The sequence below is a fragment of the Desulfosarcina ovata subsp. ovata genome (genome assembly GCF_009689005.1).
GTDB lineage: Bacteria > Desulfobacterota > Desulfobacteria > Desulfobacterales > Desulfosarcinaceae > Desulfosarcina > Desulfosarcina ovata.
Window position 1 is genome coordinate 3,094,666 of sequence record NZ_AP021879.1, and the last position, 15,593, is coordinate 3,110,258.

A 15,593-nucleotide genomic window follows, 5' to 3' on the forward strand; every position below is an offset into this window, starting at 1 on the left:
AAATCCTGCGCATCCTGGTATATTCTTATCCGCCAATCGCCTTAGCGGTACCCCCCGCGATCGCGCATGAGCTGAATCCCCTCGACGATGGATTTGGCGCGTTTCTCGCCAATGCCCTCAACCGTCATCAGGGCATCCTTATCGGCAAAGCCGAGATTGGTCAGATTCTCAAAACGGTCGATTACATTTTCCGCCGTGGCCAGCGGGATCTTGGCCACCTGCTTGAGCAGCCGGTAGCCGCGGGGTGTCACTGCGATATCGTGAAGGTCGGTCTCCGTTACCGCGCGCCATCCCAAGTGGTTTGCAATGCGGATGCTGTCGGCTGGTTCCCTGCGTCCGAGTGCGTCGATCACCCCGGCCACTTCGGCGTCCGTGTATTTCGGGACGCCGTAGTCCTTGATAAAAAGCTGCAGCATGGCATCGACCTCTTCCCTGACGCTGTTCAGGCGCATGGCCGGCAGGCGGCCCTCGGTCCCGGTTTCGATGACATACGGGTCGATCTCGGCCAAAAGGTTCATGATGGCGACGCCGTCGCGGATCAATTCGGTCACCTGGACAAGCTGAACCTGATCCAGAAATTCATCGCGCTGAATCCGCGCCGCCTTTTTGTCGAGATTGCCCTTGTAACGTTCCACCGTGCCGATGGTCTGGTAGATCCGGGTGATGAGATGATTGATGTCGTGGAGTTGGTGTTTGTGGTCCCTGTAGTACAGAGTAATGACTTTCCTGCGCCGGGAAATGGTCAGCACGAATTTGCCGGTCTGGCGCGCCGTGCGTTCCGCCGCCCGATGACGCATGCCGGTTTCATCGGTCGGCAGCGAGGAATCGGGCGCCAGTTGAACATTGGCTGCCAGAATCCGGGTGACACTTTCGTCCAGGATGATGGCGCCGTCCATCTTGGCCAGCTCATACAGCTTCTCCGGCGAGAAGCTGGACCCGATGTAAAATCCGCCTTGCAGGATTTCCTCCTGGGCCTGGGTATCGTCAAGAAAGACGAACAGGGCACCGAATTCCGCCATCACAATGTCATCCAGGGCGCGGCGCAACAGCGTGCCGGGGGCCACCATTTTGATCTTGGGAATCAGTTCGCTGGCAACCATCATCACCTCCGGTCGTTGGGGATGTTTCGGGCAGATCGGCCGTTCAGTTTGGTTCAGTCGGATTCGTCAACACTTGACCACCACCACGGCCGCCTGATCCAGCGCCCGAATCACCTTGATACTGGCATCGCCCAGCACAAACTCCTCCGACCGGGACATCTTCCGGCGACTGATGACCACGATATCGTAACGGCCCTTCCCGATTTCAGCGATGATCCCGTCGGCCACCGTCGCATAGGGCTCGGTTTCCAGATGGGTGTGGATATGGTCTGCCAGGTAGCCGGCCTCCATGAGGCGCCGGCGGGCACTGGACATGGCCATCTCGGTTTTCTCCTGCTGGGCCTGCATGAACTTTTTCCCCATCATCTCCTCACTGCCGCTGGGCTTTCTGAAGACATGCATCAAAGTGACCTGCACCTCGGAAAAAACAAGCGGCAGGCGGGCTAAGAAATCGACCACCATGGTTGAATGGGAGGTGTCGTTCATAACGACCAGTATGGATTGCTTCATGGGCCTCCTCCTTTACAGGGAAGCGAGGTAACCACCAAGATCTTCGATAATTTCGTCAACCGACGCATAGGTGATGGATGTGCCGGCGGAAAAGTGCATCAGGATATTGTTCAGCATCACCGGAACATACGGATAGAGCTTGCGCAGATTGACCAGCCGGTTGGGATGCAAAATGGAGAAATCGTCCGGTTCCAGGCGTTCGATCAGGTCGTGGTAGGTGTAGGTATCGTTTTTGATCATATACGAATTGTGAAACACCTTGCCGACGGCATAGATCAGGATGTTGCCGATCCCGAACAGATCCAGGCCGAACGGATTTTCCGGAGCCTCGAAATCATAATCGAAATCGATCCAGACGTAACGGCCGGACCGCCTTTCGACGATAATATGATCGTTGCGAATGTCGCCATGGCGAAAACCATGGGCATGTAACAAACCGATGGCCGCAAAGGCCTCGCACAGGTGCCGCAGGATGCCGGGCAGTTCGGTTTCAAAGTACTGTACGTGGGGCATCCGCAGGCTGTCCAGGTAGAGCATGAAGTTTTTCCCGCGCACAATTTCCAGGACTCGTACCCGGTTGCCTTTGGCATCCGGAAAAGTGACCCCCTGCATGAAGCCCGGGTGATTCCGGCACAGGTCGAGGATGCGCTCCTCCTTCTCCGGGCTGCGGTAACACCGGATCACCAGTTCTCCCAGCCGGGTATTGAAACTCTCAAAAAACGACAATTTGGCGATCTTGCGGTCGCCGGTCTCCTCCTCGACGACCCGCTTGACCCAGAACTTCGGGTCTTCGATTCCGAAACGGCGTTCGCGCTCTTCACCGGTTACCAGAAACCGCCGGCCGTCCAGCAGGATATGATCCCCGGAACGAATGGAGAGGAAATCCGATGTATCGCTGAAGCAACGGGCCGCAGCCATCATCCATTTCCCTTGCGCAGTCGCAGGGGCAGGCCCGACACGGCGATCTGCACATGGTTGACAAAATTCTTCAGACCGTTGTTTTCGATCACCAGCCCCAGAAGCTGGGAGAGAACGGCAACGGAATCCACATCCTCTTCGTGCAGCGTGATGGGTGCCGTGTGATAACAGCGGATCAGGCCCACTACCGTGCTGCGGCATTTGATGGGGAAGGAGAGCATGGCGACGATACCCTCGCTGCGCGCCGCGTCACCGTACTGGACGCGCGGATCACTGAGCATGTCGTTGATGAAAACCGGCCGTCCCTGGGTGAATGCGTCGTCCTTGGTATCCACAAACAGCGGCCCCTTGGCCAGATAGTCCTCACTGACGCCGTAACTGGCCACCCGGAACAGCTGGGACTCCTGTTCGTCATGGAGCAGCACACTGGCCCCTTTGATTTTAAAGGTCAGGCACAGCCCTTCCACAAAATGGTTCATAAGCATATCCAAGTCTTCATATTGGGAAATGGCCAGGCTGATGGCTTTGAAATGCTTGAGGTGGAATCGGTTCTGCGGTGCTTGGCGCATGGTTGCCTCCTCGCTCCTGGTTCCTGATTCGATCAAGGCGGGATAGTAATCTGAAATATTATTCCACAGGTATCGGTTTTAGACAAGGCACTAATCCGCCTGCGGCAGGGCAGCCGCATTTGGGTGTATTCTTGTTGGTGGGTTTTATCCATTGGCCCTCATTCTTATAATCGGCCGCGATGGTGGCAATGGCGATTCCGACGGACAGTTTGCCCCATAATCCATCGATATGGTAGTGCAACCCGATGCCGCGGTCCATGACCATCTTCAGCAACCCGTTGGCCTTCAGAAAGAGACCCATTGTGCCTGCTTGTCTTTTCATCCGTATTCTGCGTTGAGCTTTGCCACCTTAATACTTTAAGGTGGCAATTATACCAAATGTGCTGGGTGCTCCGACGGTATTCAATACATCCATGTTGGTAAAATATTCTTCATCAAAAATATTTTTGCCATAACCATAGACTTCCCATGATGAAGCTTCATAGCCTATTTTAACATTATATATTTCATATGAGCTCTGTTTTTTAGTGTTGCCAGGGTTAAAATACGTATCACCATATCCGCAAACATCAGCGCGTGCAAAGAGTCCTGAATCATGCCGGTATGATATGCCGACATTAAAACTATACTCCGGTGTACGTATGAGATTATTTCCGGAATAGTCCGTATTTTTATCATAAAGATACTCATCATATTCACCATCGATAATCCCAAAGGATGCCATCAAATCAAGACCCTTCATAACATTGAAGACACTCTCGATTTCAATGCCCTGACTATGTGCCGCCCCTGCATTTGAGGCAATAAATGTTCCAGTATCAATCCCCTCTATAAGAACATGTATATCTTTAATATCCATATAATATATCGCAGCATTCAACATTATTCGGTTGCCAAAATGCATTGTTTTGAATCCTGCTTCATAATTAATGGATGTTTGATTATCAATCCTTGCATAATCCGCATCGGCCTCAGCCAAATTGTATCCCCCGGCCAGATAGCCTTTGGCGATACTTGCATAGATCATGCAGTTGTCACTGTACTGCCAAGACAGAACACCTTTGGGAATCAAGACATCCCAGTCATCCTCAGTATGATAGGTGACCGGGTCCTTGACCAACGCTCCTGTGTCTTCCCGGCTTTCTTCATATCGGTAATCCATTGCCGCATCGGTTCGTTCATATCTGATACCCGTAGTGAGGTTGAATCTTCCAAAGGGTAGGGTGACCTCTCCAAATGCGGCAATGGTGTCTTCATAGGTTTTGGTAGGCCAGTTCATATGTTTATCATATCCCAACGTTTCATGGGTATCATAGACGGCAAACTGTTTTTTATTATCAATATCTTCATTTGAGTAGAACAGCCCAGCCATCCACTTGAATGAATTATCAGCAGCCGATTGAATACGAACTTCCTGGGTAAAGGTATCGAGTTCCAGCTTCATGCCACCGTCTATCATGGAAGCCCCTTCATAGAGCCTTTTGCTGAACCTGTCATACATGGCATCCGTATACGTGCTGATAATTTTTAATTCTGCCTTTTCAAAGCTGTAGTTTATGCTCATGCTTAAATTCAATGAGTCCTTTGACAGTTCATCATCGGGATCTTTGTATGAATGATAGACGACCTCATTCGTGTTGCCATAAATCGTTGAGGTATGATCGCCTGAGTGTTTGTAAAAAGATGCATTAAAATCCATTTCCAACATATCCGTCGGCAACCAGTTCATCCTGGTTCTGAAACTGTTTTCATAATAACCGCCGTATGTGTCTTCATCAGGGTGATCGTTTGTCATGTATCCGTCTGTTTTTCTATAATTGTCCGAAAGACTCAAATACAGTCTATTTGTTATTAGGGGGGCATTGACACACCCCTTCGCACCATAGGTCTGGTGCTCTGCAAACTCGGTATTGATTTTTCCTTCCACGGCATTTCCCGACTGTTTGGTGATAACGTTGATAATACCACCGATGGAATTCTTACCGTATAAAACACCTTGTGCACCTCTCAACACCTCAACTCTTTCCGGGTGTAAACCCAAATTGGGGCAAATTTACTAACAGGCGTAATGGTACCGATTTTCTCGCTCTTTGAAAAATAAAGCTGGACTCAAAACGCTATCTTCGATAAGGTGTCGTCCATGAGTGAGAGCATGACCATTCAGGGGCGCAAATTATTTTCCGAAGATATTGAACTGATTCGTCGGCTGATGGCCGACAATCCGGATTGGCACCGCAGTCGGTTATCCATCGAACTGTGCCGAATGTGGAATTGGCGCACCGATAAAGGTCAGCCCAAAGATATTGCCTGCCGTTCAATGTTGCGTAAGCTAGAACAACGCCAGTTCATCGTGCTGCCGCCACCGTTGCGACCGGGAAATCATTCCCGGCAGATACCTGACATGCCTCATCGTCGCGACCCCATCGAGGGAGTGCTGGACGATCTTCGTCCTGTTGAAATCATCATGGTCAGTGGCCGTTCAGACAACGATCACCTTTTTCATTGTCTAATGGATCGCTACCATTATTTGGGGTGCCGGGGTCACGTTGGCGAGCATATGAAGTATATGGTCTATGATCGCCACGAAAGGCCCCTGGCCTGCCTGCTTTTTGGATCGGCAGCCTGGAAAACAACACCACGAGACCGTTACATCGGATGGAACGTGGCTACACGCCAAGGGAATCTGAAGCTGTTGACCAACAACACCCGGTTTTTGATTCTACCCTGGGTTCGCATTCCCAACTTGGCCAGTTTCATTCTGGGCGCTTGTCTCAGGCGGTTGCGGTCCGATTGGTCCACGCGCTATGGTCACGATTTGTGCCTGGTCGAAACCTTCGTCGATCGTTCCCGCTTTGAAGGGACCTGTTATCAGGCTGCCAACTGGCTAAAATTGGGGCAAACCAAAGGCCGCAGCCGTCAAGATCGCTATCGAAAGTTGAAGGTGCCGGTCAAAGACCTGTACGTTTATCCGTTGACAGCCGATTTCAAAAAGCGCTTATGTGCCGCAGGCTGAAGCTTCGCTACTTGCACGGCAGGCATTCGAGAACCTGCTATCTGCGAGGCGAGCCATGGAGACCACTGTCGATATTCAAAAGCTGCAACGGACCATTGATGAAACCCTTTCCAATTTCCAGACACATTCCGATGCCAACCGGCTGATCATCGATCTGCGCACAGCCCTCTTCTCCACAATTGAGGACTTGATTGTATCTTCCATTGAAAATCTGTTTTCCGATCCATGTTTTTTTAAAGCCGTAAAAAAGCTGGCAGCAAAACTCGGATTTCGCTTCAAGGGATTCAAACCCACCAGCATTCGGCTTTTATCCGGCCGATCGCTACCGATTGAATCCCCTTATTTTGCCAAAGCGCTTCCGAAATCTCGCCGTGGTCGTAAAAGGAAGAAACGGAAACCGAAAAGCGGTATTCACCTGGGGTTGGCCTATCTGGGTTTTATGGATCGTTGCAGCGCTGTTTTGGCATCGGCGTCTGTTCAGGCAAGCTTATTGTGTCCGTCATTTGAGATTGCCAATCGGACCTTGTCTTCTGTTGGCATCGACATGGATATTAAAACGATCCGGCGGTTGTGTATGCACATGGGCAATCGCTCCATGGAGAATCGGCATCGGATAACATTATCGGAAAATGACCATGTAACCGGCCGCGTTTTGTTCGTGTGCATTGATGGTGGCCGCCTTCGTGAACGCCGGACCAAAAAGGGGCGGTTGGCTTCCCATCAAAAACGGAGAGGATATTATTCCGACTGGCGGGAGCCGACACAAATCGTTATTCAATGGCTCGACGCCCAGGCAAATCCGATCAAGGAAATTGCCCCGCTTTACGATGCCACGATGGCCGACATCAACGGTGCGTTTGAATTATTGGAAGATTATCTTCGTCAAATCGGCGTTGACCAGGCCGACGGAGTAATTTTCTGCGCGGATGGCGATCGCAGATATTGGAAACGATTTTCCTCACTGGCAGAAAAGCTTGAAGCCAAGACGTGTTTCCAAGTGATCGACTATACCCATGCCAAACAGAATTTGCATATTGTCGCGGATCATCTTCCCAAAACCCTTGAAGCCAAAGAGCGAACGGCGATTCTCAAGAATTGGAAGGACCTGTTATGGCAAGGAAATTTGATGGAAATCCGAAATCAGATTCGTCAGTACATCACGTATCCGTCGAAGCTAAAGAAAGCATTGAACAAGTTCAACAATTACTTTGTGAAAAATCTCCGCCGCATGCAGTATGCGGCCTTTCGGTTATTAAATCTGCCGACCGGCAGCGGTTGTGTTGAAAGCGCGATACGTCGCGTGATCAATCTTCGGTTGAAAGCGCCGGGTATTTTTTGGAAGCGTGAGACCGCTGAGGTCATGCTTTTTCTCAGGAGCACATTACTTTGCGGGCGTTGGGATAATATGCTGGAACACTTGCTACAACTGAATCGAGGAACATTTGAAGCTTGCCCCTAAATGGGATTGCACCCACTCTTTCCACGTTGTTAAAATCAATGTCCGTAAACAACACCTTGTCACTGGGGACGCCGTCTATATAGATGGTTACAGGGTTCTTAAATGTATATCTGCTGCTGCCCAATCCTCTGAAACTAATGTCTCTAATGCCGTTGTTGTCGTTTGCCTTAAGGTTGGGAACTAAATTCAGGAGATCCGATAGGGTCGTTATATTGGCATCCTCAAGATCTATTGCCGTAAATACGCTTATGGATGCGGGAATTTCTTGAATTTTCTCCTCATGTTTATTTGCCGTAACCGTTATTTCATCAAGGCGATAGCTTTCATTCTCATCGGCATTCACCTCCTTTGTGAGTATTGAAAATGCCAAGCTTACAGAAAGAATGCAAAGTATACTGAGCTTAATCGATTGAAAAGTCACAGATTCCTCCTTGGTGCCGGTTTGAAGACTGATGGGGCAGCTCCAATCCTCATTGCCCATGATGATGGTAAGTTAGTTGCGTTTATTGTTTTAAACCGGTTGGTTATAGACAATCGTGGAGGTATCTATAGGCATAAAAAAAAAGGAGGGCTACCATACAGGTCCATTTTTTTTGTCATCATCGTTCATTTTGACGATACCGGCTGGGAGGCATGCCAAAATGTTCCCTGAACGCTTTTGCAAAATGGCTGGAGTTTGAATAGCCAAGGGAATAGGCAATTTGAGTCAAGCTCAAATTTTTATTCTGAACCATCCTTTTGGCCTTTTCTATACGCTTGAATCGAAGATATTCCGTAGGTGTTGTGCCGTAGAACAGATTGAAATCATGATACAATTTTGTACGAGAGACACCTATTGCCTTAGATAGTTCAATTATATTCGGAGGGGATTGAAGGTTTTTTACCAACAATTCCCCTGCGTAATGTATTCTGTCAATGTCACAGGATTTTAATCGAGCGGTCTTTTCTTGTTTGCGTATGCTCGGGTTAAGCTGGTCAAGCTTGCACGCAATCAACTCCATTGCCTTGGCCTCGATAAAAATTCGATGGCCTGCCCCTTGATAAGGGCAATGAATGATTTGTTGCAAGATCATGTGCATAGAAGGGGTGATACTATCCGTGCAATCAAACGGTTCGCTTATACTCCCATTGTCTCTTAAAGGGACTTTTAAGTTAATGAGGATATTGTACAACTCCTCTTCCATCAAGGCACCTAAGGAATAGGGATCTATCAATACGACAATGTTATTTATCCGGGTTCCGGGCATGTCTTCAAAAAAGCCTTCGCGGCTTGGAAAATAGAAAAATCCGCTTTCCCTATTCTTAAAGACCAAACTTTTTTTTAAGCAATACAGATCTAATTTTGTAGTTCCGGAAAGCCAGAAACTGAAACCGTATGTGGGGCAATCACCGCCGTGCTCGATTTTAACCTTATGAAATATATTATAATTATTAATAAATACGTGAATTCCACTTTTGAAGTGATACGCCTTCATCGTCCCTTCACCGAGACATTGTGAAATTCTCAGGCATTGCTCAACGCAGCCTTTTCCCATAGTTTGGGAATCAAGGGGATCATCTTGCGATATTTCCGTTTTTTTTTCGGCCTCACATTTCTGCATATAAAAAATAAAAAATCCCTGAATCGCAAACAGGTTACGATCCAGGGATATCCCTTTTTTATCCAGATAGATCCTGAGTAACCGGCATTGCCATACACGGTTGCTCAACGTTTTATCAGGTAGGTCTTCTGACTCTCAGATCATCCTCATGCTGCGCCTTCCCGTTATATCAACAGTGGCATTGTGCAGCATTTGTCACCGATCACAGCGGCGGGCCCGTTTCCGAATCGCACGGAATTCCCTATTAAGCCAACGGCACCAGATAAATTTTGATTTTCCGACTACATAACAAGAAGCGAAAAGTCAAGCGTATTTGCTCTTCTTTTACTATGCCGTCTCCTTGGCCAGCAGTGCCGCACCCAGCGCACCCACCCGTTGGGGATCGTCCGGCAGCCGAATGGTGCGCCCCAGCTTTTCTTCCAGCAGTTTGTGCATACAAGGGTTGTTGGCCACGCCGCCGGTAAAGGCGATATCCCCTTCCGTGGAAACACGGTTGATCATGCCGGCTGCCCGGCGGATGACGCTGGCGTGCAATCCCCGGGCAATCTCCCGGCGGTTCTCCCCCTTGGCAATCAGGGAGGTCACTTCGGATTCGGCAAAAACCGTGCACATGCTGGAGATGTTGAGGCCCTTTTCCGCCAGCAGCGCTTCGCGGCCGAAATCGTCGATGGCAAATCCCAGGGTGCGGGCCATGATCTCCAGAAATTTTCCGGTGCCGGCGGCACAGCGGTCGTTCATCTCGAATTTCTTCACCCGGCCGTTATCCAGCATGGCAATGGCTTTGCTGTCCTGCCCACCGATGTCGATAACCGCTCGAACGTCGGGAAACAGCGCACGGGCGCCCCGGGCGTGGGCCTTGATTTCCGTCACTGTTGACGCATCAAAGGATATCTCGAACAGGTTGCGGCCATAGCCGGTGGCCATGATGCGGTCGAAAGCCACTCCCGCGATCATTTTCTTGGCCTCGGCCATGGGGTCGAAACCGGTGTCGGCCTGGTGGCTCTCTAAAATTTCATCGGCCTCATCGACCACCACCAGTTCGATGGTGCGCGATCCGATGTCGATACCTGCAAACCGTTTCGCCATTGCGATTCATACTCCTGTGGTCTGAAAAGGACGCATGGTCAGCTAGGATTCCTGCCCGCCCGCTGGGTGGCGGCGGCAAGACTCTTTTTAAAGCGCCGCTTGAGTATCAGACGGTTGATGTAGGTCAGCGGACTGCCGGCCCCCCGCATACTCCCGTTGAGCGCCTTTTCAGGAAAAAAAAGCACGTCGGCGAGATGCACGGTCGGGGTCTTGCGATTTAAAAACCCGGCGCAACCGGCACAATACGTGACCAGCTTGCGGCCTTGCGCTTCCCGGCTGCGGATTCGCCTCCAGTTCCGGGCCAGTTCCGGACGCATGAACCCCACACTGCCGCCTTCGCCACAGCAGAGGGTGCGGCCACGGCGATGTTTCATCTCAGTCACGGTGAGTCCCATTCGCCTCAGGATGGTACGCACGCTGTCCTGAACGGCGGATTCCCTGCGAAGCGGGCAGGGATCGTGGATGGCCAGTTCGCCATCCCCTCGGGCAGCGGCGGGAAGTTCTCCCCGGCTTAAAATTTCATAGACGGTTTCCACCGCCAACCCGTTGCCGTACTGCTTAAAAATTTTGTGGCAATTGGGGCAGGCAGTCAGCACCCTTCGGACGCCGTTGGAGCGCAGGTAGTCCCGCATTTCAGCAAACATCCGATCGAAATGGCCCTGCCGGCCAAGATCATGACTGGGTTTGGTGCAGCAGTCGAAAACGATGCCCAGCGCCGGGATGCTGCGCTGCAGGTGGGCGAATAGCCGCCAGGTGGATTCCGGACGGGTTCCGGGTAAGGTACAGCCGGGGAAAAAAACGGTATCACATCCGTCGGGAAGCCCATAGTAGGAGAAGAGCGCTGACGAGCCCCGCTTCTCATAGGCCAGTATGGTGCGATAGGAGGCGAAGTTGCCATTTTCATGAATCACGGCCTCCCGCCGGATGGCGAGAAAAAGCTCCCCCGGATCCAGCTTTTCCGGACAGACGGCGCCACAAAGGCCGCAGAGACTGCATTCAAAGGCCAGTTGCTGATTCGCCGGATCGGAGAAGTCGTATTTCTCGATAATCGCCTTTGGTGTCCCGTAATGCTGCAGAAAGGCGCAGCCGGCCTGGCACGCCCCGCAATCCGTGCATGTCGAACCGATACGATCGATCGTTTGCCTGAGTGGCGTGGAGTACTTGTCCATCCTATCGGAGTTGTTCGACAAAGGCCTCCACCCGCGTTTTCAGCTGGCCGACATCTTCCATGCTGTAGTCGGTTTCAATACGCAGACAGGGGATCTGCTTCTCTTCCAGGGCCGTCTCGACAGGAATAGATTCCATCAGGTAGGGCTGGCAGAACTGCAGGCCGTAATGAATCACGCCATCGGCGCGGTAATCGGCCACCATTTGCTCGATATGCGCCAGCCGGTCCGGATTGGGCGTGAAAATGGCACAGTCAACCATGAAATAGCGGTCCACAATGGCATCGATCATCTCTTCCACCGTCTCGCCGGATTCATCGGTCAGGTTGCGGGTGCCGCGTTCGCCCACACAGGACTCCTCGCCGACGATCACCGCGCCGGCGGTTTCGACGATCATGGGCAGTTTCCAGTTGGGCACCGCCTGGGGGCAGCCGGAAACCAGGATACGGGGGGTTTTTTCCGCAAATACGCCCTGTTTGGATTCGATCCGTTTTTCCAGTTCATCGCAGATCTTGTTCACCGAATCGGTAAATCGTTCCGGATTGTCATAAAAGAACACCTGGTTGGCCAGAAGGGCATCCAGGCCCGAGATCGGGGCCGGGTCGGCCCTGCGAAGGGTGAAAAGCCGATGCAGGGCCGCGCGCTTGGCATTGACCGTCTGGATGGCTGTTTTCAGGGACCCGGCGGTCACGGCGACACCCGTGAGATCTTCAACCGCCGCCTTGAATCGCTGATATTCGGCCTTGAGCAGCGCCTTACCGTTTTCGGACTTGACCTGCGGCAGGTCCATCACATAGAGGTTGTCAACCATGCCGCCCAGGGTCTCATAGGACTTTTTCTTGCCATCGCAGGTGTTTTCGCCCACGATCATGTCGGCACTCTCCAGATACGGGCAGACTTTGCCGACCTTGAACCCGAAGGACGACTTGATCAATGCGCAGGTGTTGCGCGGCAACAGCCGTTCCACATCCTCGGTGGCGAAATCGGCACCGGAACAGAGACCGACCAGGGTGGCATTGGCCGCCAGCACGATCTCCTCGGGAACAAAGACGCAGTAAGAACCGATAATCTTGCGACCGATAGCCTTCTCGTCCATCAGTTCCTTAATGCGCAGGCCGTGGACTTCGCTCATCACAAAATCGAAATAGCCCATTCCCTCGGGCCGATTCTCCTGTGCCAGGTAGATATCCTGATAGGCCTGGCCCAACACATTCAGGAGCATATCGTGGGCTTCGAGATCAAGGCCCAAGTCGGTCCACATGGCATTATAATTTTCACTCATTTTGTCTCCTCGTCAACACCGCACTGGATTGCGGGTTGTCCGTATTCGATGATTTTACCCTTTTAAATTTGGTTGTTCAAACGCCATTGTCGGACAGGCAAAACCGCCTGTCAGGGTTCCGACCGGAATCAATTTCGGCAGCCTGTTTTTCTCTCGCCCGCTTCGCTCGAGCACGCAGAGAAGGGTTGATTAACTGCAATTAGAGGGCACCACAAGATTAGTCAAACAGTTTATATCTATTCGTCCAGCCGTACTTATCGGCATTATTAATTTGACATTTCCCGGCACTTGAGAGAATGGATGACCATTAACCAACCTACGATATAAAGGTTTACCCATGCTTCGGCTTTTCGGTTTTACATGACGGTGCTCAGGTTTGCTGCCCGGGTCGGTATGCACTGGATAAGACTGAAAGGCTGCATTTCTGCGCGACATCCCGTTAATTGAAGATGCTGTTCGACACCACTGATCCGTTGTGACCAGCCGTTTGGCACGCCCGACACGTCACCCGTATGGGGTTGTCGGTCGGCGTTGTCCCGATACTTTCGTCCCATGGATGTCAACCCCTGCCCGGCGATTCGACCGGGGCAAGGATGGGTATGGGAAACGGATTTGACCGTCATCAGCCTGGATACCATTAGATAGATCTAAGGATGCCCAAGAGAGGAGTGACCATGAGTAACGCCGAAGCCACGATAAAAATCAAAAACAATCGAAAGAGCACGTTTATTGAAAAGGTAAAAGAGATTCTCCCGGAAGGCGGCAACCTGAACCTGTGCCTCACCTGCGGCGCCTGCGCGTCGGGATGCCCGGCGACGGGCCTGGAGAACATGGATCCGCGTAAATTCCTGCGCATGGCAGCCCTGGGCCTGGACGACGAAATCACCGGCCATCCCTGGGTTTGGATGTGTTCCCTGTGCCAACGCTGTGTTTATGTCTGTCCCATGTCCATCAATATTCCGGCCTTGGTTAACGAAGCCCGAATGCTCTGGCCGCGGGAGGAGCGCCCCAAGGGGATCCTGGCCTCCTGTGACATGGCTCTGCGCAACGACAGCTGCAGTGCCATGGGCTCACCGCCCGACGATTTCATCTTTGTCGTTGAGGATGTTTGCGAGGAAGTCAAATCCGACCAGCCGGGTTGGGAAAATCTTGAAGCGCCAATGGACAAGGAAGGCGCCGAGTTTTTTCTTACCCAGAACTCCCGTGAGCCGGTCACCGAACCCGAAGAGATGGCACCACTATGGAAAATCCTGCATCTGGCCGGGGTCGACTGGACCTATGGCAGCACCGGATGGGGCGGCGAGAACTACTGCATGTTCCTGGCCGACGACAAGAACTGGAAAGCAACTACGGAGCTATCAATCCGCAAGGCGGAATCGTTAGGGTGTAAAATTTACCTCAACACCGAGTGCGGACATGCGACCTATGCGGTTTGGATGGGCGTCCAGCGCCACAAAATAAAGACCGATCTGGAGATCGCACCGATCGTTCCCTACTATGCCCGCTGGATTCGTGAGGGCAGGCTCAAACCCAGCAGCGACTGGAACAAGGACATGAAAATTAAATTCACCTGCCAGGATCCCTGCCAGCAGGTGCGTAAGAGCTTTGGCGATCCCCTGGCCGAAGACCTGCGTTTCGTGATTAAAGCCTGCGTCGGCGAAGAAAATTTCGTGGACATGACCCCCAACCGGTCCAACAACTTCTGCTGCGGCGGTGGGGGTGGATACCTGCAATCGGGATATAACGAAGCCAGACACCAGTATGGCAAAATCAAATTCGATCAGGTCATGGCCACCGGTGCCAAGTACGTCATCACCCCCTGCCACAACTGCCATGCCCAGATTCATGACCTGAACGATCATTTCAACGGCGGCTATCACACGATTCACCTGTGGTCCCTACTGGCCCTATCCCTGGGCGCCCTGGCCGATACCGAAAGGGTGTACCTGGGCGAGGATCTTCAGGAAGTCTGGCTGCCCGGCGAGCCAGGCACGCCCAATCCCTTTGAAGGGAGATAAAACAAAACGGTAAATACCCGGAAATAAGCGGGACCGTTGTCAAGCTGATCCCGGAGGAGAATCATCGCATGCAGCGGTATGCACTTTTTATCTTTGTATTGCTGTTGGGAATCGCCCCCCCTCCGGTTGCGGGCAGCGACCGGCCGATCGTTTCACGAAGCAGAGTCCGGCCGATGCACCCGTTGCTGTTGTGCCCGAGAAAACGTTCACGTTTGACTCGGTGCTTGAAGGCATGGCGGTCACCCATGCGTTTGTTATCGAAAACCATGGCACCGCTCCGCTGAAGGTGCTCAAGGTCCGAACCAGTTGCGGCTGCACCACCGCCCAGCGGCCCAATGCCATCGCTCCGGGGTCCAGCGGGGAGCTCGTTGTCAATGGCAACACCGGTGGGTACGGCGGCACGCACTTTAATAAGTCCATCACGGTTTACACCAACGACCCGGTCGCACCACAGATCCGCTTGTGGATAAAAGGGCCGGTGGCCGAGTTTGCCCACATTGTGCCGCTCAAGATCGTTTTGCGCGGCACACCGGATGACGCCATACAGGCCCAGGCAACCATCACCCCGAATCCCGATCATCCGTTCCGGATTCTGGAGATTGTGCCCGATGTCCGTATTGCCGATAATATCGACGTCCGAATGGAGCGCCAGGGAGCCGATTACCGGATTGCCATTAACAACCGGATGACCACACCGGGACAGTATCGGGGACGGGTTATGATCAGGACCGACAGTGCCCTGCGGCCCCAACTGACCATTTATGTGATCGGTCAGATCAATGCCAAAAAGGCCTGAGAGCCTGTTTGATAAATTCGTCTAAAGCCCGCTAACGGCATTGGGAAGTGTCTCAAAATGCTCACATATTACCTA

Annotated in this window: 15 protein-coding genes and 1 riboswitch; of the genes, 4 read left to right on the forward strand and 11 right to left on the reverse strand. The window is 52.0% G+C overall.

The genetic code is table 11. The features are described from left to right. Positions 1 to 41 precede the first annotated feature (41 nt). The 6 genes from disA to GN112_RS13730 all read right to left on the reverse strand — a co-directional run bounded on the left by disA (position 42) and on the right by GN112_RS13730 (position 5,111). On the reverse strand, positions 42 to 1,103 hold the full coding sequence (gene disA, locus GN112_RS13705) for a DNA integrity scanning diadenylate cyclase DisA (protein ID WP_155310738.1): 1,062 nt from the start codon (positions 1,101 to 1,103) through the stop codon (positions 42 to 44). Positions 1,104 to 1,166: 63 nt separating this feature from the next. Further along, positions 1,167 to 1,610 carry a universal stress protein gene (locus tag GN112_RS13710; RefSeq protein WP_155310739.1) on the reverse strand — a complete coding sequence of 148 codons (444 nt, stop codon included), beginning with the start codon at positions 1,608 to 1,610 and terminating at the stop codon, positions 1,167 to 1,169. 12 nt (positions 1,611 to 1,622) lie between these two features. Continuing rightward, on the reverse strand, positions 1,623 to 2,531 hold the full coding sequence (locus tag GN112_RS13715; RefSeq protein WP_231714176.1) for a protein kinase family protein: 909 nt from the start codon (positions 2,529 to 2,531) through the stop codon (positions 1,623 to 1,625). Then, positions 2,528 to 3,097, reverse strand: coding sequence for a GAF domain-containing protein (locus GN112_RS13720; protein ID WP_155310740.1), 570 nt, complete (start codon positions 3,095 to 3,097; stop codon positions 2,528 to 2,530). Before GN112_RS13720 ends, GN112_RS13715 begins: the two co-directional genes overlap by 4 nt. Positions 3,098 to 3,155: 58 nt before the next feature. Beyond that, a complete protein-coding gene (locus GN112_RS13725; protein WP_155310741.1) occupies positions 3,156 to 3,419 on the reverse strand; it encodes a hypothetical protein in 264 nt (87 codons plus the stop codon). A gap of 27 nt (positions 3,420 to 3,446) precedes the next feature. Next, positions 3,447 to 5,111: a TonB-dependent receptor gene (locus GN112_RS13730; protein ID WP_155310742.1), complete on the reverse strand. Its 1,665-nt coding sequence runs from the start codon at positions 5,109 to 5,111 to the stop codon at positions 3,447 to 3,449. A gap of 126 nt (positions 5,112 to 5,237) precedes the next feature. Between GN112_RS13730 and GN112_RS13735 the strand changes: the two genes are divergently transcribed. Both GN112_RS13735 and GN112_RS13740 read left to right on the forward strand, forming a co-directional pair. Further along, complete coding sequence (locus tag GN112_RS13735; protein ID WP_155308407.1) at positions 5,238 to 6,110, forward strand: Druantia anti-phage system protein DruA; 873 nt, start codon at positions 5,238 to 5,240, stop codon at positions 6,108 to 6,110. A 55-nt stretch (positions 6,111 to 6,165) separates the two neighbouring features. Continuing rightward, positions 6,166 to 7,569 carry a hypothetical protein gene (locus tag GN112_RS13740; RefSeq protein ID WP_155308406.1) on the forward strand — a complete coding sequence of 468 codons (1,404 nt, stop codon included), beginning with the start codon at positions 6,166 to 6,168 and terminating at the stop codon, positions 7,567 to 7,569. Here GN112_RS13740 and GN112_RS13745 read toward each other — a convergent pair. From GN112_RS13745 to GN112_RS13765, 5 genes are all read right to left on the reverse strand, one after another. Continuing rightward, entirely contained in the window at positions 7,481 to 7,990 is a 510-nt protein-coding gene (locus tag GN112_RS13745) for a TonB-dependent receptor plug domain-containing protein (RefSeq protein ID WP_162458930.1), read from the reverse strand. The two genes, GN112_RS13740 and GN112_RS13745, sit on opposite strands and share 89 nt — an antisense overlap. 178 nt (positions 7,991 to 8,168) lie before the next feature. Next, positions 8,169 to 9,278, reverse strand: a complete 1,110-nt coding sequence (locus GN112_RS13750) for a helix-turn-helix domain-containing protein (protein WP_231717021.1) — start codon at positions 9,276 to 9,278, stop codon at positions 8,169 to 8,171. Further along, positions 9,272 to 9,448: riboswitch (cobalamin riboswitch) on the reverse strand. It overlaps the preceding gene by 7 nt. A gap of 49 nt (positions 9,449 to 9,497) precedes the next feature. After that, positions 9,498 to 10,256, reverse strand: a complete 759-nt coding sequence (locus GN112_RS13755; RefSeq protein ID WP_155310744.1) for an acyl-CoA dehydratase activase — start codon at positions 10,254 to 10,256, stop codon at positions 9,498 to 9,500. Positions 10,257 to 10,294: 38 nt separating this feature from the next. Continuing rightward, positions 10,295 to 11,446: a (Fe-S)-binding protein gene (locus tag GN112_RS13760; RefSeq protein ID WP_155310745.1), complete on the reverse strand. Its 1,152-nt coding sequence runs from the start codon at positions 11,444 to 11,446 to the stop codon at positions 10,295 to 10,297. Further along, entirely contained in the window at positions 11,427 to 12,704 is a 1,278-nt protein-coding gene (locus GN112_RS13765) for a double-cubane-cluster-containing anaerobic reductase (RefSeq protein ID WP_155310746.1), read from the reverse strand. Before GN112_RS13765 ends, GN112_RS13760 begins: the two co-directional genes overlap by 20 nt. Before the next feature lie 674 nt (positions 12,705 to 13,378). Here GN112_RS13765 and GN112_RS13770 point away from each other — a divergent pair. Both GN112_RS13770 and GN112_RS13775 read left to right on the forward strand, forming a co-directional pair. Then, the gene (locus GN112_RS13770; RefSeq protein WP_155310747.1) at positions 13,379 to 14,722 is read left to right on the forward strand and encodes a (Fe-S)-binding protein; all 1,344 of its coding nucleotides are present in this window, start codon (positions 13,379 to 13,381) and stop codon (positions 14,720 to 14,722) included. A gap of 190 nt (positions 14,723 to 14,912) precedes the next feature. After that, on the forward strand, positions 14,913 to 15,518 hold the full coding sequence (locus GN112_RS13775; protein WP_155310748.1) for a DUF1573 domain-containing protein: 606 nt from the start codon (positions 14,913 to 14,915) through the stop codon (positions 15,516 to 15,518). Positions 15,519 to 15,593: the final 75 nt, after the last annotated feature.

Excerpts from the sequence above, each read along its gene's own strand:
- disA (WP_155310738.1), bottom strand. The coding sequence starts at position 1,103 with ATGATGGTTGCCAGCGAACTGATTCCCAAGATCAAAATGGTGGCCCCC.
- GN112_RS13710 (WP_155310739.1), bottom strand. The coding sequence starts at position 1,610 with ATGAAGCAATCCATACTGGTCGTTATGAACGACACCTCCCATTCAACC.
- GN112_RS13715 (WP_231714176.1), bottom strand. The coding sequence starts at position 2,531 with ATGATGGCTGCGGCCCGTTGCTTCAGCGATACATCGGATTTCCTCTCC.
- GN112_RS13720 (WP_155310740.1), bottom strand. The coding sequence starts at position 3,097 with ATGCGCCAAGCACCGCAGAACCGATTCCACCTCAAGCATTTCAAAGCC.
- GN112_RS13725 (WP_155310741.1), bottom strand. The coding sequence starts at position 3,419 with ATGAAAAGACAAGCAGGCACAATGGGTCTCTTTCTGAAGGCCAACGGG.
- GN112_RS13735 (WP_155308407.1), top strand. The coding sequence starts at position 5,238 with ATGAGTGAGAGCATGACCATTCAGGGGCGCAAATTATTTTCCGAAGAT.
- GN112_RS13740 (WP_155308406.1), top strand. The coding sequence starts at position 6,166 with ATGGAGACCACTGTCGATATTCAAAAGCTGCAACGGACCATTGATGAA.
- GN112_RS13755 (WP_155310744.1), bottom strand. The coding sequence starts at position 10,256 with ATGGCGAAACGGTTTGCAGGTATCGACATCGGATCGCGCACCATCGAA.
- GN112_RS13765 (WP_155310746.1), bottom strand. The coding sequence starts at position 12,704 with ATGAGTGAAAATTATAATGCCATGTGGACCGACTTGGGCCTTGATCTC.
- GN112_RS13770 (WP_155310747.1), top strand. The coding sequence starts at position 13,379 with ATGAGTAACGCCGAAGCCACGATAAAAATCAAAAACAATCGAAAGAGC.